This window comes from Bacillus sp. MUM 13, from assembly GCF_001866725.1.
Classification (GTDB): domain Bacteria; phylum Bacillota; class Bacilli; order Bacillales; family DSM-1321; genus Peribacillus.
This window is the reverse complement of sequence record NZ_MLYQ01000015.1, coordinates 1-24,951: the sequence shown is the minus strand read 5'-3', so window position 1 is coordinate 24,951 and position 24,951 is coordinate 1. Positions and strand designations below refer to the sequence as shown.

Below are 24,951 nucleotides of genomic sequence, written 5' to 3'. Positions count from 1 at the left end.
GAGGCTCACCGGCCGCCCCGCGGAAAGCGAGCAATCCTGGAGCGGAAATCAACCACCTTTTTCTAGAGCAGCAAAGTTTATGGTCTTCGCCATATAATCTGAATGACATTGGATATCTCCTTCTTTTTTTTTCTGTTTTTTGACGAAAATGGCATTACAAATACAGTGCTGGTTTTGCATGGTAATTTTTTCGTGGGGAAATGACAGCTATGTGATACACTCATATTGTCAAAATGTATGAAAAAATTCCCTGGCAAAAGGCAAGAATAAAAAAAGAAACCCGGTTATTCCCTAAAAAACATTTGTTTTTTAAGAGCATTGTGCAATAATTGTATGATTGCGTGTAAACTGCAGTTTTAATAAATGCCACAAGTATGACTTATGAGGTGAAGATAGATGGAACGGTTGCAAAAAGTTATTGCTCATGCAGGAATTGCATCGAGAAGAAAAGCGGAAGAACTGATTTTGGATGGAAGAGTGAAAGTGAACGGAAAAACGGTAAAAGAACTTGGAATTAAGGTAGGCCCTAATGATAAAGTAGAAGTTAATGAGGTGCCTCTTGAAAAAGAAGCTCCGGTTTACTTCCTGCTGTATAAGCCACGGGGTGTCATTTCTGCAGTAGCGGATGATAAAAATAGAAAAGTGGTCACAGAATTCTTTCCGGGAGTTCAGGAAAGAATCTACCCGATCGGAAGACTTGACTATGATACATCAGGCCTGCTGCTTCTGACAAACGACGGGGAATTCGCCAATATCCTGACACATCCAAAACACGAGGTGGACAAGGTATATGTAGCAAAGGTGAAAGGAATTCCTCTAAGGGAAAGCCTGAAAAAATTGGACAGGGGAATCATGCTTGAAGATGGCAAAACGGCTCCTGCCCGCACCAAAGTCCTTTCGGTGGATAAGAAGAAACAGACTTCAATCATCGAAATCACCATTCATGAAGGAAGAAACCGGCAGGTCCGGAGAATGTTTGAAGCGATCGGCCATCCTGTAACAAAGCTGAAAAGGGAAAGATTTGGCTTTTTGACCCTGCAGGGCCTTTCAGCAGGTGAAGCACGGGAGCTTACCCATCATGAAGTGAAGCAGCTTAGAGCGCTTGCCTTGAACGAATCAAAGAGATAAAAGGAAACAGTAAGCGATGTTTTTTACATAAGAATCTTTCAATACAAATGGGATATATATTTTACGCCTTTTACCAAAGATTCTTGTAAAAGCATCGCTTTAATATTTCGGTAAAACGTTTACATTTTGTATCTCATCAATCCTGTTCTTTTTGTCACATAATTTTCAATAATTAAAATATTGGGGAATATATGTAAAATGTTATAATGAAGTAGCAATCAGGAAACAAACAGGGGGTAGTGCGGTGGATAAGAAAAAGCGGAGATTGATACTGAGAACAGCAATCCTCCTTGTGCTCGGCGGAGCTTTGGCATTTACGCTTTATGCGAATTTAACAAAAGATAAAAATGATTCTGTCCAAGTTGGCTCAAAAGCTCCCGATTTTGTGCTGAAGGATATGAAAGGCCAAAAACATAAGCTGTCAGACTATAAAGGGCAAGGCGTGTTCCTGAACTTCTGGGGAACGTACTGCAAGCCTTGTGAACATGAAATGCCATACATAGATAGCCAATATAAAGAATTTAAGAATAAAGGAGTCCAAGTGCTTGCTGTAAATGTCAGTGAATCGCATTATGCGGTCCAGGATTTTATAGACCGCCATCAGCTTACCTTCCCGGTGGTTATTGATAAAGGCGGGGAAGTTCAGGCAGCATATGGTATTGACCCTTTGCCTATCACTTTTCTCATAGATAAGAATGGAAGGGTGATAGATAAGTTTACCGGAAGTTTAACAGAGGCTAACATACAGCAATTCATGGATAGAATCAAGCCTTAACATGGGAGAGATTTCAAAATGGCAGATGTGATATGCGAGTGCGGGCATAAAAATCCCGAAGGAACCATTCTCTGCGAATCCTGCGGAAGGCTGCTGGACGAAAAGCAATCGGGCGAAAAACTCGCCGATATGCGTTATGAAGGCAGTGCCAGGCGCTCACAAACCTATAATAAGACAATCATTGATAAGATTTGGAACTTTTTTTCTTCGGTAAAGGTGGGAGTCACACTTATCATCATTATCCTTGTCGCATCCGCGGCGGGCACCATTTTGCCTCAGGAAATGTACATACCGACTAATGTGGATCCGATGGATTATTATCATGACGAATACGGCTGGTTTGGCAAACTGTATGTTCAGCTGGGCTTTAACAATTTATACAGCTCCTGGTGGTATATGATTTTAATAGGTTCCCTCGGCATATCTCTATTAATTGCCAGCATAGACCGGTTTTTTCCGCTATACCGCTCGCTGAAGCTCCAAAAGGTTACCAGACATGAGGGTTTCCTGAAAAGGCAGAGAATCTTTGGAACGACGGATTGTGCCGGTCTCGAGTTAAACATAGAGGAAGCGAAAGGAAAACTTAAGAAAAGGCATTACCGTGTCCGGGAGGAAAACGGGAACCTGCTGGCTGAAAAAGGCCGTTTTGCACGCTGGGGACCCTATATTAACCATATTGGTTTGATCGTTTTCCTTATTGGGGCCATGCTCCGGTCAGTACCTGGCATGTATGTAGATAAAGTGCTGTGGCTGAGAGAAGGAGAGACAAAGGAAGTTCCTGGGACAAATGGCCAGTATTTTCTCCATAACAAGAAATTCACACTCGAAACCTATGATAAAAATAATAAAGAAGATAAGGAATTCAAGGAAGCCATTGACGAAAAAGGCACCATTGCAAAAAACTATCAATCTGACGTCATCCTTTATAAAAAGGATGGAAGCTCCCTTCCCGGCGAAGAAGCAAAATTGAAAAAGATAAAGGATTACAGCATTAAGGTCAATTATCCGCTGACATATGATCATTTTTCCTATTATCAGGTGGATTACAAGCTTGGCGAACTGAACAAAATGTCGTTTAAGCTGATTGATAAACAAACGTTGCAATCTTTTGGTTCCATTACGATAGATTTATATAATCCTAAGAAAAACTATCAGCTTTCAAAGGGCTATTCCGTACAGCTTATGAGCTACTTTCCTGATTTTGAATTTGATAATGACAAACCTGCAACCAAATCAAGGATTCCAAACAACCCGGCTTTTATTTTTAAAATGTTCACACCTGATAAGCCAAAGGGTGAGGTCAGTTTTGCAGCTATCAAACAAACCATGGAGCCATTGGGGGAAAATAAATATAAAATGGCTTTTGCCGGTATTGAAACCAAGAATGTCACAGCCCTGACAATCAGGAAGGATTTGACGCTCGGGATTATATTTGCAGGCGGCATCATTTTCATGATAGGTGTCGTTCAGGGTGCATACTGGAATCACAGGCGCATCTGGATCATCAGAAAAGACGGTAAAATCCTGCTGGCTGGCCACACAAACAAAAACTGGCATGGACTGAAGCGTGATATCAGTACGATTATCGAAGGAACCGGAATACAGGAACCGGAAGATCAACTTCAAGAAGAGAAATCTTCAAAATAGGGGGATTCATATTGGCTGAATTAAGCAGCAATTTATTGTTTACAGCTTTTATCTTGTACTTAGTGGCTACCTTTTTCTTTGGGGGGGCAATCAAAGATAAAAAAGGCGGAATGGAAAAAAAGCAAAATAAGTGGGCGATTTTTGGCATCACTCTTTCTGCAATTGGCCTTGCAGCACAGCTTGGCTATTTCGTAACACGCTGGATTGTGAGCGGACATGCACCGGTTAGCAATCTCTTCGAATTCACAACATTTTTCGGAATGATGCTGGTTTGTGCATTCATGGTGATTTACAGCATTTATAAGACACCTGCCCTTGGGGTGATAACTTTGCCAATCGCCCTCATCATCATTGCTTATGCAAGCATGTTTCCAAGGGAAATTGCGCCCCTTATCCCTTCACTTAAAAGCTATTGGCTTTATATTCATGTGACAACAGCGGCAACGGGTGAAGCAGTGCTGGCTATCAGTTTTGCTGCAGGTCTTATTTACCTGCTGAAGTCTATTGATCAGTCCAAACGGAGCAAAAGCACTTTTTGGCTGGAAGCATCACTTTTCATCTTGATTACAGCTCTGGGATTTGTGGCAGCTTCTTCAGCTTTCTCGCTGATGGATTATAAAGCCGATTTTACCTGGACAGACAAGCATGACAAACAGCAGCAGCTTACTTATACGATGCCTGCTATTTTCGGTCCGCATGAAGGGAAATTGCAGACTGCCGGAAAAATGGAACCGCTAATTGAAGTGCCGGCCATTATTAATGCGAAGAAACTGACTACAGTGGTATGGTCGCTTGCTGGAGGAATCATTCTTTATGCTATTATCCGGCTGATTTTAAGAAAAAGGATTTCAGCCGCCATTCAGCCGGCTGTAAAAAATATCAATTTGGATCTGCTCGACGAAATCGGCTACCGCTCTGTTATGATCGGCTTCCCGATTTTCACTTTGGGGGCACTGATATTCGCTATGATATGGGCCCAGGCAGCCTGGTCCAAGTTCTGGGGATGGGATCCAAAAGAGGTATGGGCATTAATCACCTGGCTCTTTTATGCAGCATTTTTGCATCTCCGGCTTTCGAAGGGGTGGCAGGGAGAGAAATCCGCCTGGCTTGCCATGATCGGCTTTTTAATTATCATGTTCAATTTAATTGCTGTTAATCTGGTTATCGCCGGCCTGCATTCATACGCATAAAAACATTTAAGGACGGATTTCACCGGGCGCAAAATTCTTTTTGTGTCCGGTACAGATCTGTTCTTTTTAATTGGCACTTTTCTTGTTTTTTAATGTGTTCTTTGAGGCGATCCCATTGTTAAGCCAGCTTGATAGACAGAGCTTTTGCAAAAGGACCGTATTATACAAGAATTCCGCAGCAGGAAGCATGTGTTTCGCTTTTATGATGTTTTTAGATATAATATGACCGAGGCCTTATCTTACATAATGTCGTGTATTTTCACAAATAGATTCATTTGCAAGATGAATCAGCTTTTATGCCGGAGCTTTTAAAAACCATAAATGAATTGTATTTTGCTGATTGAAGACTTCAGGAGATTGGTGCTGAAGTCGAAACCCCGCGGGAATGAGCTATGAGAGGCTCCCTCCAAGGGCATGCAAGTTTAACAAAGCCTTTAGCAAAAGGTACCCTGTACTAAAAAATGAAAGGGGAGGAAAATCTGTCATGGATCAAACACTGAAAATATTGGTGGTAGATGATGAAGAAAGAATCCGCCGTTTACTCAGAATGTATTTAGAAAGAGAAGATTATATCATTGATGAAGCGGAAAATGGCGATATTGCCCTTGTAAAAGCACTGGAAAATGAATATGATGTCATTCTTCTAGACATTATGATGCCCGGCAAGGATGGAATTGAGGTGTGCAGGGAGCTTCGGGAGAAGAAATCCACCCCAATTATTATGCTGACTGCAAAGGGAGAAGAAATAAATCGTGTGCAAGGCTTTGAAGCAGGCACAGATGATTATATCGTCAAGCCTTTCAGCCCGCGCGAAGTGGTGCTGAGGGTGAAGGCGCTTTTGCGCAGATCCTCCCATGCAAGCTTTATCCAGCCTGAAATTGCTTCACACGATGTGATTGTTTTTCCTCACTTGAATATCGATAATGATGCACACAGGGTGACTGCGGACGGCAAGGAAGTCTCACTTACACCGAAGGAATATGAACTGCTTTACTTTCTGGCAAAGTCCCCGGATAAAGTGTTTGACCGGGAACAGCTATTAAAAGAAGTCTGGCATTATGAATTTTTTGGAGATCTTCGGACGGTAGATACACATGTTAAGCGGCTTCGTGAAAAACTGAACCGGATCTCCGAAAATGCTGCACGGATGATTGTTACGGTTTGGGGTGTCGGCTATAAATTTGAGGTGACAGCTGACTGATGTTCTGGCGGAGTGTTGTTGGAAAGCTGTGGATAACGATTTTGCTGCTGGTTTCACTTGTACTGAGTATTCTTACCGTGCTGCTCATGCAGTTTTTTGAAAATTTCCAGATAGACCAGGTGGAAAATGATTTAACGAAATCAGCGGAACGAATTGTGAAGGTCATCCATGATAATCCGGATACCGATCAGGTTTTGCAGATTGCTTCTGATATGGTCGGCAAGGAAACAAAAATGCTTGTATTGAATAACAAAGAAGTCATTTTCAGCACATTTGAACATAAAAATGCAGCAGATTTACCTAGTATCCTTAAAAATGATAATGAATTGGAAAATGTTTTTAAAAAAAGAATGACAGTTAAGAAAGAGATGTTATTTCCTTCTGATATTCCGGGCAGCCAGGGAATTTCTGCTATTGTAATCGGAGTGCCCCTGCAGCTCGATGGAAAGAAAGAAGAAATTTTTCTGTTTCAATCACTGGAGTCCATGGAGAAAGCCATTCATTCTACGACTAAATTCATTTTGCTTGCTGCCGGGGTCGCCATCATTCTGACAACAGTGTTTGCATTTTTTCTTTCAACAAGGATTAATGCGCCGCTTAGGAAAATGCGTGAAGCTGCCCTAGAAGTCGCCCGGGGAAAGTTCGACACTAAGGTCCCGATTGTCACTCAGGATGAAATTGGGGAGCTTGCGGCTGCATTTAACCAGATGGGAAACCAGTTAAGCTTTAATATTAACGAACTCAGCCAGGAGAAGGAACATTTAGCCAGCATTTTAAGCAGTATGGCAGATGGTGTTATTACCTTTGATAAAGATGGTGCTATCCTCGAAACCAATCCGCCTGCAGAGCGTTTTCTTCATAGCTGGTATTTTGAAAAAGGATTTAACCGTGAACCGGATGATGGTGTTCCGGCTGTCTTGATGAATCTTTTTAACGCATCAGAAGAAAAGGATAAAGAACAGATTGGTGAAATCACGCTGCAGGGGCATGATTGGGTTTTGATTGTCAGTCCTTTATACGGATCAAACAGCATCCGGGGGGCCGTCGCTATCATTCGTGATATGACAGATGAGAGAAAAATGGATAAGCTGCGCGATGATTTTATCGCAAATGTTTCACATGAACTCAGAACCCCCATCTCGATGGTGCAGGGATATAGTGAAGCGATTATTGATGATATTGCCGGCAGCAAGGAAGAAAATATGGAAATGGCCAAGGTCATTTATGATGAATCCCTCAGAATGGGCCGGCTGGTGAATGATCTTCTCGATCTTGCCAGAATGGAATCAGGACATATTGTTTTAAATTATGAAGAAGTAGAGCTGGATGTTTATCTGGGGAGGATTGCCGCTAAATTTTCCGGACTTGCAAAAGAAAAGGACATTATCATCCAGACGGATATGCAGGACCAAGATGCCAGATGGGATTTCGATCCTGACCGGATTGAACAGGTTCTGACAAATCTGATTGACAATGCCATCCGCCATACTCCAGTTGGCGGCGAAGTTAAAGTTCTTCAGCGGATCGATGAAAGAAGAGGCTTGATCATTGATGTGAAAGATACAGGATCCGGGATTCCTGAAGGAGATTTGGCCTTTGTGTTTGAGCGATTTTATAAGGCCGACAAATCTCGGACACGAGGACAATCAGGTACAGGGCTGGGTCTTGCTATTGCAAAAAATATCATTGATGCTCATGAAGGCATGATTACAGTCAATAGCTTGCTTGGAAAAGGAACGACATTTACCTTTATATTGCCTCGGAAAATGAAAGAAAATGAAAAATAGGATAAAAGCGTGGCGGATAATCTTGTTTCATAAGAAACGCGGACGCTGCAAAAAAAGGAAGATATTTCTCGGAATATCTTCCTTTTTTTGGGTTATGGGACTATGATGAAGGTATGACTTATTGATAGCAATATGACAATATTTTAACGGAGGAGGGAAAAGATGGACTCCGTTTTCCATGAGCTATATCAAAACTACCATAAAGAACTTTATCAATTCTTATATTATATGACAGGAAACAGAGAAACAGCAGAAGATATCGTCCAGGAAGTCTATATCAGGGTGCTGAAGTCATATGAGCAATTTCAGGGGAAAAGCAGTGAAAAGACCTGGCTTTATTCCATTGCCAGAAATGCAGCAATTGATCATTTCCGAAAGCAAAAAGGCTTTAAGGAAAGGCTTTTCCATAATTTCGATTGGAATAAGCAGACGGTAAAGGACACAGCACCCCTGCCGGAGGAAATAGCACTGCAAAAAGAAGATATTCAGCAAATTTATAAAAGCCTCGACCGCTGCACGATGGACCAAAAATCTGTCCTGGTGCTGCGCTTTGTACAGGGGCTTTCGACGGCTGAAGCGGCAGAGGTGCTGAACTGGAGCTTAAGCAAGGTGAAAACAACACAGCACAGAGCTTTGAAGGCCGTTAAAAAAATGATGGAGGAGTATATAGGAGAGGAGGGGGAGCAAAATGAAAAAATCCCGATGGAGCGATGATGAAATAAAAAAACTGCTTCATCAAATGCCTGAAATCAGTGATAAACGCAACCAAGTAGAAATCTATCAGTCTCTTTTTTCTCTAAAATTATTTAAAAGAAAGAGAAGCTGGATTCCTGCCGTTACAGCAGCTTTTTCTTTGGTTATTATTTTGCTGCTTTCCGTTTCATTTTTTTATGAAAGAAATCATCTTTCCAGCCAAATCTATATGAAACAGGCAAACAGCACACGTGCAGATAAACAGATTGACAGGAGCAATCTTGCAGCTGATGATTCTGTCAATCAAAAGACGGCTTCTGAAAAAATGGTTTCCGGAAAACTGCAGGGAGCTGGCGGCGAGAATCCGGCTGGGAAATCAGAAGCTGCCATGCTGTCAAAAAACAGGGTTATTACAATAGGGGTACCGGACCGGCAATTTAATTTAATTATTCCAGTTTCATTAGAAGTGAAACAATTTCCAGAAAGCAAAAGGCTGGATGTGCTGAAAAAAAATATGGATGGCCTCAAAGGTAAAGTCTTGGGGTTAGGGGATTATTATCCTCTTCAGCTGACTTTTGCTAAAAATCCCGGTGAATCCAGTATAAATATAGACATCCCGGCAAAAAGCCGTGCCATTAGAGATGATCAGCTTTTTTTGAGAACGATCCGCCAAACAATGAAGTATCAGCATGTTGTCAAATTCACGCTATCGGAAAATGGGAAAGCGGGAGCAAGCTTCCCGGAAACCGGGTGGATTAGAGAAGAAAAGCTTCAGGCAAGCTCCAGGCAGTCATACCTTATTTATCAGGCCGATACGAAATCTCCATCCTATATCGTGCCGTACATGGAATATAGCTATATTGGAGATGCGCTTGCATCGGCCAAAAAAAATCCAGGCATAGAGGGAGTAAAGCCTTCGATTCCGAGGGCACTTAAATGGACGAAAATCCTGGAAAACAAAAAAGAAAAAAAAGTAACGATTTTTCTTTCTTCTGATTCCGAGCTGAAAGATACAAAAGCAGGTTCACAAACCGTAGAAGCAATTTTATTTACAGCAAAGGATTTCGGCTATGAATGGGTTAATTTTAAAAATCCGCCTCTTGCAAAAATCGGCAATTTCCAATTAAACAGAGCTATAAGAGTGCCCCAAGCTCCAAATGTCATTTCATCAATCAAAAACCAATAATAGCCAAATTCAGAACTGAAAACATTCCTCTAAGACCGTTCTATATTGAACACTTTTCACATACCATAAAAAAGTATAAACGGCTTAGGGGGTATCTGATGCTTGATTATGGAAAAAGGCTGCTGATTGCAGTCATTATTGGACTATGCGTTGGGTTATTAATTATTGGCGGAAAAAGCGGACATGCTCAAGAAAAAAGGGAGCAGGCATTTTCCGGGAGCAACTGGAGCCGGTCAGTATGCATGCATGATTCCTGGAGCTGATAAATGACACACCGGGAAGCAGAGATTTTTTTCTGTAAATGCATGGGAAAAAGGAGAATGAGATGCATTCTCCTTTTTTGAATTTGTTTACATGCATGTTTTTGTACAATTACTAAGAGGACTGCCAAGCACCCTCCTCACACGGGCTGCGGCCAGATTTCGCCTCTGGCGCCCATCCTCAGAAGCAAATCATCCCCAATAGTACAGAATGCAGTCATATACTTTAACAAAGCCAATACTTTAATTGAAAGTCACAGTGTGATTCTGGACATGAATGTGATATCATCCAAGTCACCCAGTTTGCCGGAAGCTTCTTCGTTAAGGCGTTTATCGAAGGATAATACCATAATGGCTTCTCCGCCCGCTTCTTTTCGGCCTACCTGCATAGTGGCAATATTCACATCATGGTCTCCGAGTATTTTTCCCACTCTTCCAATAACACCGGGGCGGTCTCTATGCTGAATATAAAGAAAATTCCCCTCGGGATGGAAATCAATGTTAAAGCCGTTTAAGGTGACAATTCTTGAATGATAACCCTCTATGTGCGTACCGCTAATGCCCAGCAGCCCTGTATCTCCTTTTGCAGTGACGGTAATGAGATTTGAGTAACCGGAAGTTTCAGCCGCAATCTTCTCCCCGATAGTCACTCCCCGTTCTTTTGCCACTAAAAGGGCATTCACCTCATTGACGGGAATATCTAAACGGTGTTTGAAAAAGCCGGATATTAAGCTTTTTGTCAATATTGAGTGATCAAAATCAAGGTCGCTTCCTGCGTAGGTAACCGATATCTCGTGAATTCCTTCCTTCATGCATTGTGAAACGATAGAGCCCATTTGCTTTACAAGCTGATAATACGGCTGTACTTTTTCGAATAATTCCTTTGATATAGCAGGAAGATTTATTGAATTGGAAACAGGATTTCCATTTAAAAACAGCAGTACCTCCTGAGCGACCTGTGTTGCCACATTGAGCTGAGCTTCTTTAGTTGAAGCACCGAGATGCGGAGTAGCGATGACAGAATCCAGCGTTAGCAGCTTATGACCAAGAGGAGGCTCTATAGCAAATACATCTATGGCAGCACCGGCAATGTGGCCTTCCTGTATCAGGGTATACAAATCATCTTCATTAATAATGCCGCCGCGTGCGCAATTCAGAAGATATACACCTTTTTTGCATGTGCTGAGATTTTCTTTGTTTAATAGATTCCTAGTATCTTTTGTCAATGGAGTATGGACGGTAATGATATCGGCTGTTTTCAGCAGCTCCTCAAGAGATAAAGAGAGGACGCCCATCTTTTTAGCGCGTTCCGCTGTCAAAAAGGGGTCATAAACCGCTGGTGTCATGCCAAACACTTTGGCTCTTTTGGCAATTTCACTGCCAATTCGCCCCATGCCCACGATTCCCAGTGTTTTTCCGTATAGTTCAGTGCCAGTGAAGGATGAGCGTTTCCATTCTCCATTCTTAAGGGAAGAATGAGCCTGTGGAATGTGGCGCATTAATGAAGCCATCATGGCAAAAGTATGCTCAGCAGTGGACATGGTATTTCCGTCTGGTGCATTTACAACAACGATGCCGCGCTTAGTAGCTGCCGGGACGTCGATATTATCAATGCCTACACCTGCACGTGCAATGATTTTTAAATTCGGCATACGATCCATTAATTCTTCTGTGACGGTTGTCGCGCTCCTGACCAGAATCGCATCAACCTGATCAAGCTCTTCTTCTGCTTCTGTTACTGTTTTGTTTATGAGAAGGATGTCCGGCGCCTCAAGAAGAGGGCCTAGTCCTTCGGGCTTAATAGCATCTGCAATTAAAATATGATACACCATGTACACCTGCCTATAAGAATTTTCTGTCAATTTTACAGAAGGTTTTACAAACTGTCAATTTAGTAAATACAAATGTAAACGCTTAACGGAATTATTATGCTGGAAAGATAATTTCGGCAGGGCCTCAGAAAGGCTGTCAGCAGAAGAAATTCTGCTTCCAAAGGGGAGCTGATGAAAAAAAGAAAATATATTTTTTAAATAAAGTTATGTTAAAGCTTTATGCTGATACTAATTACTGACTGAAGGGGGATTGCGGGGAATGTTTGGGGCTGCCATACTTCCCGCCTGAACGTAAGCCAGCAAGCCGAATCTCAGGGGCACTTTATAGAATATAATCAAATGACTTTTCAAGAAAAAGAAAATCGTATATAATCTAAAAGTGTAAGATAATTTTATAGGTCTATCTTCGGGGCGGGGTGAGATTCCCCACCGGCGGTGATGAAGGATTAACCTTCTAAGCCCGCGAGCCTTAGGGCAGGATTTGGTGAGATTCCAAAGCCGACAGTATAGTCTGGATGGGAGAAGATGGAGGTTCCGGCAACGTTCAAAACAGCATGTCTGCTGAACGTTTGTTTGCTGATGCCGCTATTTATCCCTTTAATTTCAATGTGAATTAAAGGGTTTTTTATTGGAATCTGCAGGCAAAAAAGGAACCAATCCTCTTTTTCGTGGGGTAGACACAAAAAAGAAGGAGAGAGAACTATGAAAGAAAGTAAAGTTAAAAAAATGGTCACAGTGGCGATGCTCGGGAGTCTGGCATATCTTTTGATGCTGCTGAATTTTCCGTTTCCCGGTTTGCCTCCATATCTGAAAATCGATTTCAGTGATCTTCCAGCTTTGGTTGCTGCCTTGATTTTTGGGCCATTGGCCGGCATTCTGGTTGAATTCATTAAAAACCTGCTGGATTTTGTCGTGATTGGAAGCCCTACAGGTGTCCCTGTTGGACATATTGCAAATTTTGTAGCAGGAGTTGTTTTTGTTCTTCCTGCATATTATATCTATAAAAAAGCGAGCTCTAAAAAAGGAATGACATTAGGGCTTGCCGGGGGAGCTGTTTCGATGGCGATCCTGATGAGCCTGCTGAATTATTTTGTCTTTCTTCCGGCGTATACGATGTTCATGGGATGGGCGGCAATGTCTGGCGAACAAACAAGACAGCTTGTAACGACAGCGATCCTTCCGTTCAATATGATTAAGGGTGTATTAATGGGGATTGTATTTATGCTGCTGTTCACACGCCTTCACCCCTGGATCAATAAACAGGCACGCTATAAAAATGCTTAAATTTTGCAGGAAAAGCCGAAAGCATAACAAGCTTTCGGCTTTTGTATGCAGTAAGAATTTTTCCTCAGAGCTCATTGGGAACATAAATGGATAACCTTAAAAAGGCTGCCGGATTTGTTGGCAGCCTTTAGACTTATCGGTATTTTTTTGTCTCTGTCCTAATATCCCTAAAGCATAATGTTTTAGGCTGTTTTCGTAAACTTTGCAGCTACCTGAACCAGTGGCTGTTTTCCTCTCCAGGATGCTTCGCTTTCCGCGGGGCGTGCGCTGAGCCTCCTCAACTTGCGTCTGCGGGCTCTCACCTGACACGCTGATCCCGCAGGACTCTCCGCACCTTCCGCTCCAATCAACCTGCTATAACAATCGATTTGCCTCGAGAACTTTTTAGGAAGCAACAATCTTTGGGAAAAGAGTTCTGCATAAATATAGGCCCGGAATCCCGGGCCTGCTTTAATCACAGTGTTTCTTTGAATATTTGTAAAAACAATTGATTTCTTTTCTCCTGTTCTTCTTTGGAGGAGAGGTCATACTTTTTCAATAAATGAAATACTTCATTTAGCTGTTCCTGGCGAGATTCCATTGCAGTAAACTGCTTAAGCCCGTTTAAAACATCTTCTGGCAAAAATTTTCGCTGCTGTTCAATTTTTAGTTTTATATCCGCTTCACTATGATTCAATTTGCATTCGCTCATTTTAATTTCCCTCCATACCAATTTTCCTTCGATACTGAATAAGATTAGACCAAAAATGATAAAAATGAAACTTATCTGCATTTGTTTCGTATTAATAAATAGTACTGTTAAAGCTCTATGCTAAGCAGAGCTTAATAGATATAATTCTTTTTCGAGGTGAATTCATGTATACACAGACTGCCCCTAATTATATGCCATCCGTGCTTCGCTCTTTTGCTTTATCACTGGCCGTTTCCGTTATTGGAATGGCAGCGGGGATGTATATTCCGCAGGCGCTGTTTCTCCCTCTTGCCCTTCTTGAAGCGGCCATGCTGATCGGCGCCTTTATCATGAGGAAGAAACAATCCATAGGATATACTTTCCTTTATCTGTTCACTTTTATCTCTGGCATTACAACCTATCCGATCATTGCCCACTATATTGCCGAATCTGGAGCTAATGTGGTATTAATGGCCGGAGTTACTGCTACTGCAGTTTTTGGCGGGTTGGCACTTTATGCATCAGCCACTAAACGTGACCTTTCTTTTCTCGGCGGATTTTTGTTTGCTGCCCTTCTTGCTTTAGTGGTACTGGGCATTTTTAATATTTTTTCCCCGCTTAGCTCAATGGCCATGCTGATTTATTCTTTTATTGGAATATTAGTATTCAGCGGTTATGTTTTATTTGATATCAACAGAATGAAACACTACGGAGTAAGTGCCGAAGAAGTGCCGCTGATGGCTTTGAATCTGTATCTGGATTTCATCAACCTTTTCATAAATATCCTTCGTTTCTTTGGGATCCTCTCAAACGACGATTAAGGGACAGTTTGAAGAGTAACATTAAACAGGAAAAAAACACAAAAAAACCAGCTTTCCCAGAAGCTGGTTTTTTTGTGTTTACCAAGGCAGGTCAACGCCAAACGTGCTTGCAATATCCTGGGTATCTTTTCTTCTGTTTTTTCGCAGTTCAGCTCGCGATTTGGCTGTCTGATAGAGGCTTTTCTCCATTTCTGTCTGCGGAACAACTTTAGGCACAGGCTGCGGCTTGCCGTCTTTGTCAATTGCAACGAATGTTAAAAACGACATTGCACAAAGGTTCCGTTCTCCAGAAAGCAGATCTTCAGCCACAACCTTTACAACAATTTCCATAGAAGACCTTCCGGTGTAAGTGACAAAAGATTCAAGACAAACGGCATTTCCTTCAAGAATAGGGTGCATAAAATCCACGGAGTCTGTAGATGCAGTAACCACAGAATTCCTGGCATGGCGCATTGCAGAAATTGCCGCCACATCATCTATGTAAGCCATTAATTTGCCTCCGAACATTGTCCCGATGTTATTCGTATCGGGGGGAAGCACCATACTGGTTTTAATCACCAGTGAATCACGGCAATACTTGATTTCTTCCATATTTTCAATCTCCTTTTTCAACGTAAGTTTTTCTCTATTTACATTATACTAAAGTAATTTACCTATGCCAAATAAAGGCTAATATAACTCTAATTTTACCTTATTGGAAAAAAATATTTAAAAATCATTTTCTTAGTATATTTTATGAACTCTTATTTTTCGCTCCAAATAATCACCTGGCAATATTACAAATGCTATGAAACGAGGGAGGATTCCCGCTCCAAAATGCACCCTTTCCACGTGGCGGGCGGAGAGCCCGCAGGAGTCTTCCACCTTACACTCCAGAACTACAATTCTGAAGAGAATAGCCTATAATAAACACTTTATTAGATTCTTGATTTGGTTTCTTCTATTTGCTGAAGGTGCCGCTTTTCGTGCAGGCCCACAAATGGAACCCATTGCTTTAAGCTTAAGTCTCCAAAAAGCGGGTGCCTGAATGATTTTTGGTTCAAATCTTCTTCACTGGCGGTTCCTGTTACTTTAATAAAATCCATTCTTGATTGTTCAAGCTTCTTTTTCATTTCATCCAGAGAAATATAGGAATCCCCAGGAATGACAAAAGGAGGAGCATCAACCTTTGTTGAACGGTCTGTTGTCATTTCTATCGGTTTAGGGGAAACTTCCTTTTTCTCATTGCCTGCAAGTGAAACTGAAAACGACTTGGTTATAGACCGTTCCATCAAGTATAAATGCTCAAGAATCTGCATAATGCTCCATCCTCCGCCTTCTGGCACTGCATTCAATTTTGACTGCGGTAAATTTTCAACACTTTCCAAAACGGATTTTCTGATAGCATCATTTTCATTCATTTATATCTCCTCCATTTGCCTCTTTTTTTACATACAAAGCTTTCCAACTCTATAAAACTGACATGCTATAGCGGTTTGCTCAGCAAAATATTTCCCTTAGGCGTCTGGCTTTTTTCATCAGGTTCAAGCGTGATGGCAATGGTATCCCACTTATGGCTGCGGAATGAATCCAGCTTAAATACGACTCCTCCTTCACCAGAATCGTTTGGCACAAAGGAACCGGCACGATATGGCTTTCCTTTCTCCAAAAGCCAAACCTGATAAACTTCTTTTCCTTTCATTTTATCCAGCTTATCAGCATGCACCACCAATTCTAAACTGGTATCATTTTTGATCATAAGTGCCTTTGCATTTGACTGAATGTGATCTGATGCCTTTAAACTCACAGCTTTTTCAACTTTATCAATGGCATTTACCTGTTCTGTTGCAGTGTTTTTCTGACTGCCGCTGTTCACAACAGCATAGACATTCCCAAGAAGAGATAAAAACAGGGCTGCCGCAAGCATTGGCTTTAACCAATTATTTTCACGTGCAGCTTTTTTCGCGGGCTCTGCCGCTGGTTCCTCAGTAAATACATTCCCCAGAATACGTTCCTTCATGCCAATTGGCGGTTCGATCGGCTCAGATGCAAATGGCAGGTCTTGCATAAGTCTTTGCCACTCGTCTAATTCATTACGGCATTCTTCACATCCTGTAAGATGCTTTTCAAATCTTTTTTTATCCATATCACTCAGTTGGCCATTCATATAATCCAAAATTGGTTCACAAGTCTTTTTTTCCAAGGTATTCCCCTCCTTTATATCCAAATGCATGTAAATGTTTTTTTAGGTGTGCAAGCGCAAGACGGATCCTTCCTTTTACCGTACCGAGCGGCAAATTACAGGAATCTGCAATCTTCTGCTGTGATAATCCTTTAAAATAAAACAGTTCCACCATTTTCTGCTGCTCTTCCCCAAGCTCTGATATTGCTTTCCTGAGAATGCTTCCGTTTTCTCTCCACTCCGCTAGATCTTCAACACTCGGATTATCACTTGGAATGGTATCCTGATTTTCAAGTACTGCTGATTCCTTCTTTTTTCTTAGCTGATCAATGCAAGTATTTCGGGTCACCGTCAGCAGCCAGCTTGAAAACTTCCCTTTTCCTTCATCGTAATATCCTTTTCCGGCCCATAACTTAATAAATACCTCTTGGACAATTTCTTCAGATAACTCACTTTGTCCTGTCATTTTGTATGTAAAGGAAAACAGGAGTTTGGCGTATCGGTCATAAATAGCTTCTAAAGCCTTCTTATCGCCGAGCTTCATTTTTTGATATAGCTGTGCTTCAACATCACTCATATATATCTCCTTTTTCTTTATTCATCCCACCTGATTATAACAGTTTTCGTATAACTGTCTTTTGTAATAGTTTTACAGATAGCCTATCAAAATTTGACTTCAGCCAATATAACGATTTAAATTGAATTTCAGATGCATATAAATAGAAATTCACTTAAAATTGTTTACCGAATAAGGAGGGAACAAGTTGGCAAGCCATATTCCTTTTAGCCATAGCGGCCGCAGTGCAGCGAGTGCAGCTCCTTCTAAAGGAAGCATTTGGAGCATGCTCAAGCAAATGTTTCGGAGGGTGCAGTCCAAATGGATTTATTTAATCGGCATTGCTCTTAGCATGCTTTCTATATCATGCCTGGAGTTTGTCATTCCGCAAATGACTCAGTACACGATCGACAAACTTATTCCAGGCAAGCAATTTCACCAATTGATCATTATAGCGCTATCTATACTTGGCGCAGCCATATTTCTCGGTATCTTGAACTACTTTAACACCTATATGGTATCTGTAATTGGCCAGCATGCCATTTTAGATCTTCGCAACAATATGTACAGCCATATACAAACACTTGATATGAAATTTTTTGATAAAAACAGAACCGGTGACATTATGTCCCGCGTCACAAACGACGTTAATATTCTTCAGCAGCTGATATCATCAAGCATGCTTGCGGTATTCACTGATATTGTTACATTCTTCGCCATTGCCGTTTATATGCTTTTTATAAACTGGAAGCTTACGGTTGTTTTATTGCTGACATTTCCGTTCATGATATATTTCACCCGTTCATTTGGAAAGAAAATCAGAAGGTCTTTTCGGACTGTGCAGGATTCGGTTGCAGATGTCAGCAATCAGCTGCAGGATTCCATATCCGGAATGAGGCTGATTCAATCCTTTACAAACGAAGAACATGAGTCAGCGCGCTTTGGAGAAAAAAACAAAGAAAACATGTCAGCAAATCTTAAGTCAGTTCGTCTAAGGGCTTTGCTTGGCCCTATCATCGACTTATTTAATAATATCGGACTGATTGCCGTCATTGTAATTGGGGCATGGCAGGTGATGACCGGCCATTTTACTATAGGGTCCATTGTGGCTTTTATGGCCTATTTAAGGCTGCTTCAAAGCCCGGTGCGTAATTTCAGCCGAGTGATAAGCACTGTTCAGCAATCCGCTGCGGCATATGAAAGAATTACAGAGATACTTGAAACCAAACCTGTCATTTTTGATAAAAAACAGGCAATAGAACTTCCGCCGCTTAAAGAAGGCATCGAGTTCAAAAATGTGCATTTTTCTTATGAGGAGAATGTTCCTGTTATTAAAAACCTCAATCTTAAAATCCCAAAGGGGCAGCTCACTGCACTTGCTGGTTCCTCAGGTGCCGGAAAATCTACAATTGCCAGTTTGCTTGTAAGGTTTTATGACCCCATACAGGGATGCATTCAAATAGATGGTTATGACCTTAGAGATGTTACTTTAAAATCACTCAGGGGCCAAATAGGGATAGTCTCTCAAGATATCTTCTTATTCAATGGAACCATCAGGGATAATATCGCCTATGGAAACATTTCAGCAAGCGACCAGGAAATAATGGATGCGGCAAAGGCCGCCAATGCACATGAGTTCATTATGGCATTCCCCAAAGGCTATGATTCTCAAGTCGGGGAAAGGGGTGTGAAACTATCTGGGGGGCAAAAACAGAGAATTGCCATCAGCAGGGCTTTATTGAGAAGCCCGGAAATCATTATTTTAGATGAAGCGACCGCCTCTCTTGATACCGAGTCCGAGCATTTAATCCAGGAAGCTTTGTCACACCTTTTGATAAACCGGACAAGCATTGTAATTGCACACAGGCTATCAACGATAAAAATGGCTGACCAAATTATTGTCATTGAAGATGGGCAAGTCGCAGAGTCCGGGACTCACAGCCAATTGCTGGAAGCAGGCGGCAGATACAAAACATTGCATAATCTGCAATTTCCAAACAAGGGCATAAAAGAAAACAAAAAATAAATGCCTGTCCCATTGCAGTCACAAGGCGGCATTGCTTCAGGAGCCAGCTGCTTACACTTATTTAAACTCCAACATGCAAACAAGCACATGCTAATTGGCATGTGCTTGTTATTTATCCTAAAAACGCTGGACTTCAAGGATTTTTCTCGTTATTAACTCGTATCCCTTTTTATTCGGATGAAGAGAATCACTAAAGTATTTACTTTTTTCTATGTGTTTAAAGCAATCGTTTGTTGGTACATACTTCATTTTAGTATGTTTATTCGTTTCTGCCAAAATGGAATCGTTCCAGTCATCAATTTGCTTTTCAATTGAATGGCTGGCGGGATACGGGTTATAAAGCCCCAGCACCAATATTGGAGCCTGCTTATTTTCACTCCTCAATATGCTCAGTATTTTATGTAAATGCTGGATGTATACTGGCTTTTCTTTGCGAATATTGTTTACATGCAAAGGAGAAAGGTCCCCGCCATTGCTGTTCAGTAAATCGTTCGTCCCGATGAAAACAATCATACTTTCTGCTTCTTTTAATTTTGTCCTGATTTGTAAATCATCCAGCTGGTTTAAAACTCCATCAGTTTCCTGTCCATATATACCGTAATTCCATACATGAATATTTCCTTTTGAACTGCGGGAGTTAACCTTGTCCTCAAGCCTGCCAGCATATCCTTCTTCCTCCCTGTCTCCATATCCATATGTAAGAGAATCGCCAAATGCCATCAGCACCCGCTCGTTTTTCCCTTTATTAAAAAAATGCACCTGCCATATCAAACATAAAATTGAGAGAAGCAGAAGCCCCCAAGCCATTACTTTCATGATAATCTCCTTTTAAGTTTGTCTAGTATGCTTTCATATTCATATACCCTTTACTCAAAAAACAACACCGATTATTCACAGACCCAAAAAAACCATAACACAAGCTGTTAAATATTGACTGGCACACAAAAGGAAAACTCATGTATAGTAAAAAAGGGTAAGCGCCTGTTTAAAGATATCGAAATAAAGAAAGGCACGGGAACAATTATGACTAAATCCATTTTTTTTAAAGAAGCTGCATTAGAAGACCTTCCGGCAATTGTTGATATTTACAATTCGACCATTGCTTCCCGCATGGTTACAGCAGATACCTCACCTATAACCATTGAATCCAGGATTTCCTGGTTCCATGAGCATTCCATGAATAAAAGGCCATTGTTTTTGATTATGGCAGACCAAGAAATAGCCGGCTGGTTAAGTTTTCAATCCTTTTATGGCAGGCCTGCTTATGAAAGTACAGCTGAGCTCAGCATTTATATGGACAGCCGTTTTAGGGGGATGGGCATTGGAAGGCTTTGCCTCGAAAAAGCAATAGAAATATCTCCTCAATTAGGCATCAAAAATCTGCTTGGCTTCATTTTCGGACACAATCTGCCTAGCCTGAAGCTATTTTCTAAATTCGGGTTTGAACAGTGGGGGCATCTTCCGGGAGTTGCAGTACTTGACGATGAAGAAAGAGATTTAATAATACTCGGAAAAAAGATAACAGCACCAGCCAAAACGAACATAATGTGACGGGCTTTAGTGATTTTGAGCTAGCATTTTCTTTTTTGGCATACATATATCATTTCCTTGGTGTTCTCCGGTTAAAGGGATTTTATCCCAAGAACAATAGCTGTGAAGAATGGAGAATCTCAGCTATTTAATAAACGCACCATTTCTTTGGGAAATACCTAGCTTAAGGAAGTGCTGGCTTCTGAATCATCAGGAGACTGAACTATGGAACAAGGCAGGCTTATTTCCGCCCCAGGGTGTTCGCTTTCCGCGGGGCGGGCAGTGAGAGCAATCTCACAGCTGCTCCCTGATTTCCTGTCTCTTCTATTTAGCGGGTATTGAGGCATTAAACTTAGCTGAATAATAAAAAAGCAGCGCTGATAAGGCAAACGCGGCTTAAGTGAATTCTATCCATTTTTATTTGGTGAATATTTTTGCCGCCGCTGTTCCTATAAGCGAGGCTATCGCAACAGCAGCAAACAAAATGCTATACCCCATGACGGTCCAGCCATCTGCAGTCAAGTAAGATACTATTGCTGCGATTAAGGATAACGTTGTTAAAATCAAACCCGGCAGTGTAAAAGTTTTCTTAGATGGATATTTCTTTAATAAATAGGACGCTAAAGCTGCAATGACAATTATTAAAATAACGGTTATAATGATCAGGTTTTGAATTTCTCTCCACCCCCTCCAATGTATAATATTTTCCACACCATTTTAACGTGTAATTTTTTAAAAAATAAATCATAAAATCAGCAGTTTCCGGGCTTAAGAGACCCGCCGAAAATCTGCGTAAAGCTAATCGTCCCTTCGCTTCCATCACTGCCAAATTAAAAGGATTTAAGTGAAAGGATTCTTCATCTGATTCTACCGTATAAATGAAGCCATTTTTCTCCGACCATGAATACGCTACACATTTACGGTTTCTTTTATATATTTATCAGTTAAAAGGACTGAGTTTAGCAGGGAGTCTAATTCCTGGCTGGCTTTTATGGTTTCTTGACTTGTAAATCCCCAAACACCTGCAATCCTGATCATTTCCTGGCGTTTTTTTTCAATAAGTGCATCCACAGCTTCCATACAAATCATCCCCCTGCTTCCCTTTCATTAATTTAGGTAATTTTACCATTCTATCATAATTTCAAAATTATCCAAAATCAAGATTTTCATACAATATCACCCTCTATACAACTAAACGAATAGGAAATTAAGACTATATCAGGGTAAATAGCCCACAAAAACCAAATACACTGCTGACTTAACCCTAATTACATCCTTCTTTATAATTAGGTATTTAACTATAAAATCCTTCTTTAGGTTAATTGGGAAAAAACATACATTCGCTTATAATATATTTAAGGTATTAATGTGAAAGAGAGTGATATCATGCAAATTGGTTCTCTTATCAAATATTACCGGACGAAAGAAGGCCTTACACAAAGCGAGTTGTCAGAAGGAATTTGTTCAATACCTCATTTAAGTAAAATCGAAAACAATTCAAAAGAGGCTAATGCTGAAACCTTAGCATTGCTTTTACAGAAATTGGGCAAGAATGTGAAGGATATTGAAAAAAACGAACAAAAAATTAAACAGCTTCTTGATCAGCTGATAGAGAATATCCATTTCTACCAAACAGAAAATGCACAGGCTGATTATGATACTCTTCAAGATAACCTAGAACTGATCCCCCACACAGACTATCTCTATCTTTATGAACTGTATAAGTTCAGATATTGCCTTTTTACCTATCAAATTCAAGAAAGTGAAGATCAGAAAAAATGGCTTCAAAAACACAAAAAAAATTTTTCCCAACATGAAACATACTTATATAATTGCTACAGCGCCATATATTTAATAGTGAAAAGGAAATTATCAGAAGCTGATTCACTTTTGATGAGCCTTATTCATAATCAGCATGGAGAACTCTTTCTTAGTGCAGAGGTATATTATCATCTTGCTATGGTTAAGGGCCACCTTAATCAGCCAGGCCAGGCCATATTTTATGCGAGGAAGGCCCTTCAGCTTTACACGAATCACTTTAACCTCAGAAGAATGCTTCATACACACATGGTTTTGGGAATCAACTATACCCAGTCAGATATATACGCTGAAGCAATGGAATGCTATAAACATTTGCTGAGAAATACAGAAATACTTGGCGATAAAGAACTGGTTCCGCAGATTTATCATAACTTTGCCGATTTAAGAAAAAAAATGGGGAATCAGGAAGAAGCAATTTATCTATACAGAAAAAGCCTAAGTCTGCAAAATCAGCAGCATCCCAATTATTTGGTCAGTGTGTATTCATTGGCTGAAACTTTTTACTCAGCCGCGGAGAATGAACTTGCTTTAAAATATTTCAAGAAAGCATCGGCTTTGGCTAAGTGCATAAACAATCAGGAATACAGCCTTCTCTCTGCTTTCTACCTGTATTTGCTTCATAAGCAAAAGGATACTGCTTATGTTCATCTCGAAGAAAAAGTGCTTCCCTTTCTGCAAGCTAAGGAAAACAAGCAAGATTTCCATCATTATTCAAAAATGCTTGCCAGGTATTATCATGAATCAGGGAAATATGAGCCTGCCATTTATTATTTTATTCAAAGTGAATAGGAGGAAAAGAATATGAAAAAGCTAGCGTTTGCCCTTGCTATTACTGTATTGAGTTTATCGTTTTCCGGTACAGCAGGACTGACACATGAAGCAGTGTCTTCTTCCATATCTGCACATCCTATTTGGCCGCCTCTATAGAATGAACTGCTTTTGTGCCGAAACCATGAATCAGCCGGACAGCTTAAACCATGTCCGGCTGATTTTTTTCTGTACGCACAAACTGCTGAATGCTTTTGGCTTGCACTTATTTTTCATACTTGGCTTTTTCTTTGAAGCCAATTCCGGAATATTTAGCTGCTAAGGGAAATCCTCTTATAAGGCTTTTATATAATAAGTTCCTTGCCGGTATTATAATCTTATTCATAAAGCCTCCCTTAACCTTTCCCCAAAGCCCATTGACCGGAACTTCAGCATAATATCTTCCGATTTCTTCCCTGCCTCCATTAAATAACTCAACCCCCAGTTTTAATGCTTCTTTACTGAAAGAAATGCCGACAGTATAAAATAACAATCCCTTCAACGCGCTGGCTTGATATGTGAGACCCAATACGCCATTGCCTTCTTCTTCTTCAAATAAGGAATTCCCCTTCTTTCCATCTATTTGGCTTCTGTTATTGACCGTCATACTTCCTGTGTTTTCTCTGTATTTCCCTGCAGTCTGCTTCTTTTTTTCAATACTTTGGGCGGGATGATGAGCAAGGATGGAGGCTGACTTATCAGAAATCACAGGCTCCTGAATGCCTGCTGCATGTATATCATATACGGGGAGTTGATTCACAGCTTTTTGGCGGTTTGCGGGATCATCGGTTCCGTTTTTCTGATGATTGCCTGAAGTGGGGACATTAAAGTGCGGAACTGAATTTGAATGATGTTGTTCTGCCATTGGTTCACTTTGGGTACTGCCGTTATTCTGCGTATTGACAGAGCTTAACTTGTGCAAATCCTGATTGTACAATGGCCGGGCTTTATTTAATTCATCTGTTTGATTGGCAAACTGTTGGTTAAGCAGGGTGAATTCAACATGATTTTGTATGTTGAATGTGGTGGATGCATATACAGAGGATGTGGCAATGGCAGTTCCTAAAATAGAACCAGCAAAAACTTTCCCAACTTTTTTCCTCATTACATTCCCTCCTACTATTTAAGTTCGACCATTTAGTATAAATGAGCCCTCCTTTCTTAAATCTATTTTACTATCTTTTTAATAGAAAGAATATTGGGAAAAATTAAGGCGAATTCATTAATTTTTACTATTTTCTCAAAGTATTTCAGTCATATATTCGTTTAAATCCTATGTATGTATTTGGGAAAAACCAATGATTGCGGGATAATATTACAATCCTATTAAAAAAATTATTTTTTGCCTGCTGATTCCAGCGCAAAGCTCCTTAACCAAATACTATTTTTACTGAATTTAATAAAGAAGTACCTATCATTATAAGGTTTGGCTGTTTTCGTAAACTTTGCTGCTACCTGAACAAGGGGGTGATTTCCGCTCCAGGATGCTCGCTTTCCGTGGGGCGGGCGGTGAGCCTCACAGCAAAGTTTGCGGGGTCTCACTTTCGCGCTAGTCCCACAGGAGTCTCGCACCTTA

25 protein-coding genes and 1 riboswitch are annotated in these 24,951 nt (G+C 40.8%); of the genes, 15 read left to right on the top strand and 10 right to left on the bottom strand.

Going from position 1 to position 24,951, the window contains the following annotated elements; genetic code table 11:
* The first annotated feature begins 396 nt into the window (after positions 1–396).
* From rluB to BIV59_RS23525, 9 genes are all read left to right on the top strand, one after another.
* Positions 397–1,128, top strand: a complete 732-nt coding sequence (rluB, locus tag BIV59_RS05165; RefSeq protein ID WP_071350389.1) for a 23S rRNA pseudouridine(2605) synthase RluB — start codon at positions 397–399, stop codon at positions 1,126–1,128.
* Between the two features lie 244 nt (positions 1,129–1,372).
* Positions 1,373–1,903, top strand: a complete 531-nt coding sequence (gene resA / locus BIV59_RS05160) for a thiol-disulfide oxidoreductase ResA (protein ID WP_071350388.1) — start codon at positions 1,373–1,375, stop codon at positions 1,901–1,903.
* A gap of 18 nt (positions 1,904–1,921) precedes the next feature.
* Positions 1,922–3,550, top strand: a complete 1,629-nt coding sequence (resB, locus tag BIV59_RS05155) for a cytochrome c biogenesis protein ResB (protein WP_071350387.1) — start codon at positions 1,922–1,924, stop codon at positions 3,548–3,550.
* A gap of 11 nt (positions 3,551–3,561) precedes the next feature.
* The gene (gene ccsB / locus BIV59_RS05150) at positions 3,562–4,740 is read left to right on the top strand and encodes a c-type cytochrome biogenesis protein CcsB (RefSeq protein ID WP_071350386.1); all 1,179 of its coding nucleotides are present in this window, start codon (positions 3,562–3,564) and stop codon (positions 4,738–4,740) included.
* A gap of 484 nt (positions 4,741–5,224) precedes the next feature.
* Positions 5,225–5,941 carry a response regulator transcription factor gene (locus BIV59_RS05145; protein WP_071350431.1) on the top strand — a complete coding sequence of 239 codons (717 nt, stop codon included), beginning with the start codon at positions 5,225–5,227 and terminating at the stop codon, positions 5,939–5,941.
* Complete coding sequence (locus tag BIV59_RS05140; protein WP_139194309.1) at positions 5,938–7,728, top strand: ATP-binding protein; 1,791 nt, start codon at positions 5,938–5,940, stop codon at positions 7,726–7,728. The genes BIV59_RS05145 and BIV59_RS05140 overlap by 4 nt, the downstream gene beginning before the upstream one ends.
* Before the next feature lie 162 nt (positions 7,729–7,890).
* Positions 7,891–8,442, top strand: coding sequence for an RNA polymerase sigma factor SigX (gene sigX / locus BIV59_RS05135; protein ID WP_071350384.1), 552 nt, complete (start codon positions 7,891–7,893; stop codon positions 8,440–8,442).
* Entirely contained in the window at positions 8,417–9,607 is a 1,191-nt protein-coding gene (locus BIV59_RS05130; protein ID WP_071350383.1) for a hypothetical protein, read from the top strand. The genes sigX and BIV59_RS05130 overlap by 26 nt, the downstream gene beginning before the upstream one ends.
* Before the next feature lie 98 nt (positions 9,608–9,705).
* Positions 9,706–9,870, top strand: coding sequence for a hypothetical protein (locus tag BIV59_RS23525; protein WP_170846087.1), 165 nt, complete (start codon positions 9,706–9,708; stop codon positions 9,868–9,870).
* A 251-nt stretch (positions 9,871–10,121) separates the two neighbouring features.
* Here BIV59_RS23525 and serA read toward each other — a convergent pair whose 3' ends face one another.
* Positions 10,122–11,696 carry a phosphoglycerate dehydrogenase gene (serA, locus tag BIV59_RS05125; protein WP_071350430.1) on the bottom strand — a complete coding sequence of 525 codons (1,575 nt, stop codon included), beginning with the start codon at positions 11,694–11,696 and terminating at the stop codon, positions 10,122–10,124.
* Positions 11,697–12,097: 401 nt separating this feature from the next.
* A riboswitch (FMN riboswitch) is annotated at positions 12,098–12,230 on the top strand.
* A 171-nt stretch (positions 12,231–12,401) separates the two neighbouring features.
* Here serA and BIV59_RS05120 point away from each other — a divergent pair.
* The gene (locus BIV59_RS05120) at positions 12,402–12,983 is read left to right on the top strand and encodes an ECF transporter S component (protein WP_071350382.1); all 582 of its coding nucleotides are present in this window, start codon (positions 12,402–12,404) and stop codon (positions 12,981–12,983) included.
* A gap of 454 nt (positions 12,984–13,437) precedes the next feature.
* Here the strand turns inward: BIV59_RS05120 and BIV59_RS05110 are convergent, their stop codons facing one another.
* The gene (locus tag BIV59_RS05110) at positions 13,438–13,674 is read right to left on the bottom strand and encodes a group-specific protein (protein ID WP_071350380.1); all 237 of its coding nucleotides are present in this window, start codon (positions 13,672–13,674) and stop codon (positions 13,438–13,440) included.
* A gap of 164 nt (positions 13,675–13,838) precedes the next feature.
* On the opposite strand from BIV59_RS05110, the gene BIV59_RS05105 reads away from it, so the two are divergent.
* Positions 13,839–14,474 carry a Bax inhibitor-1/YccA family protein gene (locus BIV59_RS05105; RefSeq protein ID WP_071350379.1) on the top strand — a complete coding sequence of 212 codons (636 nt, stop codon included), beginning with the start codon at positions 13,839–13,841 and terminating at the stop codon, positions 14,472–14,474.
* A 78-nt stretch (positions 14,475–14,552) separates the two neighbouring features.
* Here the strand turns inward: BIV59_RS05105 and BIV59_RS05100 are convergent, their stop codons facing one another.
* The 4 genes from BIV59_RS05100 to BIV59_RS05085 all read right to left on the bottom strand — a co-directional run bounded on the left by BIV59_RS05100 (position 14,553) and on the right by BIV59_RS05085 (position 17,212).
* On the bottom strand, positions 14,553–15,065 hold the full coding sequence (locus tag BIV59_RS05100; protein WP_071350378.1) for an acyl-CoA thioesterase: 513 nt from the start codon (positions 15,063–15,065) through the stop codon (positions 14,553–14,555).
* A 326-nt stretch (positions 15,066–15,391) separates the two neighbouring features.
* Complete coding sequence (locus BIV59_RS05095) at positions 15,392–15,874, bottom strand: DinB family protein (RefSeq protein ID WP_071350377.1); 483 nt, start codon at positions 15,872–15,874, stop codon at positions 15,392–15,394.
* A 65-nt stretch (positions 15,875–15,939) separates the two neighbouring features.
* A complete protein-coding gene (locus BIV59_RS05090; protein WP_170846086.1) occupies positions 15,940–16,656 on the bottom strand; it encodes an anti-sigma factor in 717 nt (238 codons plus the stop codon).
* Entirely contained in the window at positions 16,637–17,212 is a 576-nt protein-coding gene (locus BIV59_RS05085; RefSeq protein WP_071350375.1) for an RNA polymerase sigma factor, read from the bottom strand. Before BIV59_RS05085 ends, BIV59_RS05090 begins: the two co-directional genes overlap by 20 nt.
* Positions 17,213–17,399: 187 nt before the next feature.
* Between BIV59_RS05085 and BIV59_RS05080 the strand changes: the two genes are divergently transcribed.
* The gene (locus BIV59_RS05080) at positions 17,400–19,217 is read left to right on the top strand and encodes an ABC transporter ATP-binding protein (protein WP_240501854.1); all 1,818 of its coding nucleotides are present in this window, start codon (positions 17,400–17,402) and stop codon (positions 19,215–19,217) included.
* A gap of 117 nt (positions 19,218–19,334) precedes the next feature.
* On the opposite strand, the gene BIV59_RS05075 is transcribed toward BIV59_RS05080, so the two are convergent.
* The gene (locus tag BIV59_RS05075) at positions 19,335–20,033 is read right to left on the bottom strand and encodes a GDSL-type esterase/lipase family protein (protein WP_071350374.1); all 699 of its coding nucleotides are present in this window, start codon (positions 20,031–20,033) and stop codon (positions 19,335–19,337) included.
* A 207-nt stretch (positions 20,034–20,240) separates the two neighbouring features.
* Here BIV59_RS05075 and BIV59_RS05070 point away from each other — a divergent pair, with 207 nt between their 5' ends.
* Positions 20,241–20,768: a GNAT family N-acetyltransferase gene (locus BIV59_RS05070; protein WP_071350428.1), complete on the top strand. Its 528-nt coding sequence runs from the start codon at positions 20,241–20,243 to the stop codon at positions 20,766–20,768.
* Between the two features lie 396 nt (positions 20,769–21,164).
* Here BIV59_RS05070 and BIV59_RS22685 read toward each other — a convergent pair whose 3' ends face one another.
* Together BIV59_RS22685 and BIV59_RS05065 are read right to left on the bottom strand one after the other, a co-directional pair.
* On the bottom strand, positions 21,165–21,458 hold the full coding sequence (locus BIV59_RS22685) for a YesK family protein (RefSeq protein WP_083392052.1): 294 nt from the start codon (positions 21,456–21,458) through the stop codon (positions 21,165–21,167).
* Positions 21,459–21,656: 198 nt separating this feature from the next.
* On the bottom strand, positions 21,657–21,827 hold the full coding sequence (locus BIV59_RS05065; RefSeq protein WP_139194308.1) for an aspartyl-phosphate phosphatase Spo0E family protein: 171 nt from the start codon (positions 21,825–21,827) through the stop codon (positions 21,657–21,659).
* Positions 21,828–22,133: 306 nt separating this feature from the next.
* On the opposite strand from BIV59_RS05065, the gene BIV59_RS05060 reads away from it, so the two are divergent.
* Positions 22,134–23,357 (top strand): helix-turn-helix domain-containing protein, encoded by a 1,224-nt coding sequence (locus BIV59_RS05060; RefSeq protein WP_071350372.1) that lies wholly within the window; start codon positions 22,134–22,136, stop codon positions 23,355–23,357.
* 12 nt (positions 23,358–23,369) lie between these two features.
* Positions 23,370–23,495: a hypothetical protein gene (locus tag BIV59_RS24205; protein ID WP_276205123.1), complete on the top strand. Its 126-nt coding sequence runs from the start codon at positions 23,370–23,372 to the stop codon at positions 23,493–23,495.
* 106 nt (positions 23,496–23,601) lie between these two features.
* Here the strand turns inward: BIV59_RS24205 and BIV59_RS05055 are convergent, their stop codons facing one another.
* Positions 23,602–24,480, bottom strand: coding sequence for a hypothetical protein (locus BIV59_RS05055; RefSeq protein ID WP_071350371.1), 879 nt, complete (start codon positions 24,478–24,480; stop codon positions 23,602–23,604).
* Between the last annotated feature and the right edge of the window lie 471 nt (positions 24,481–24,951).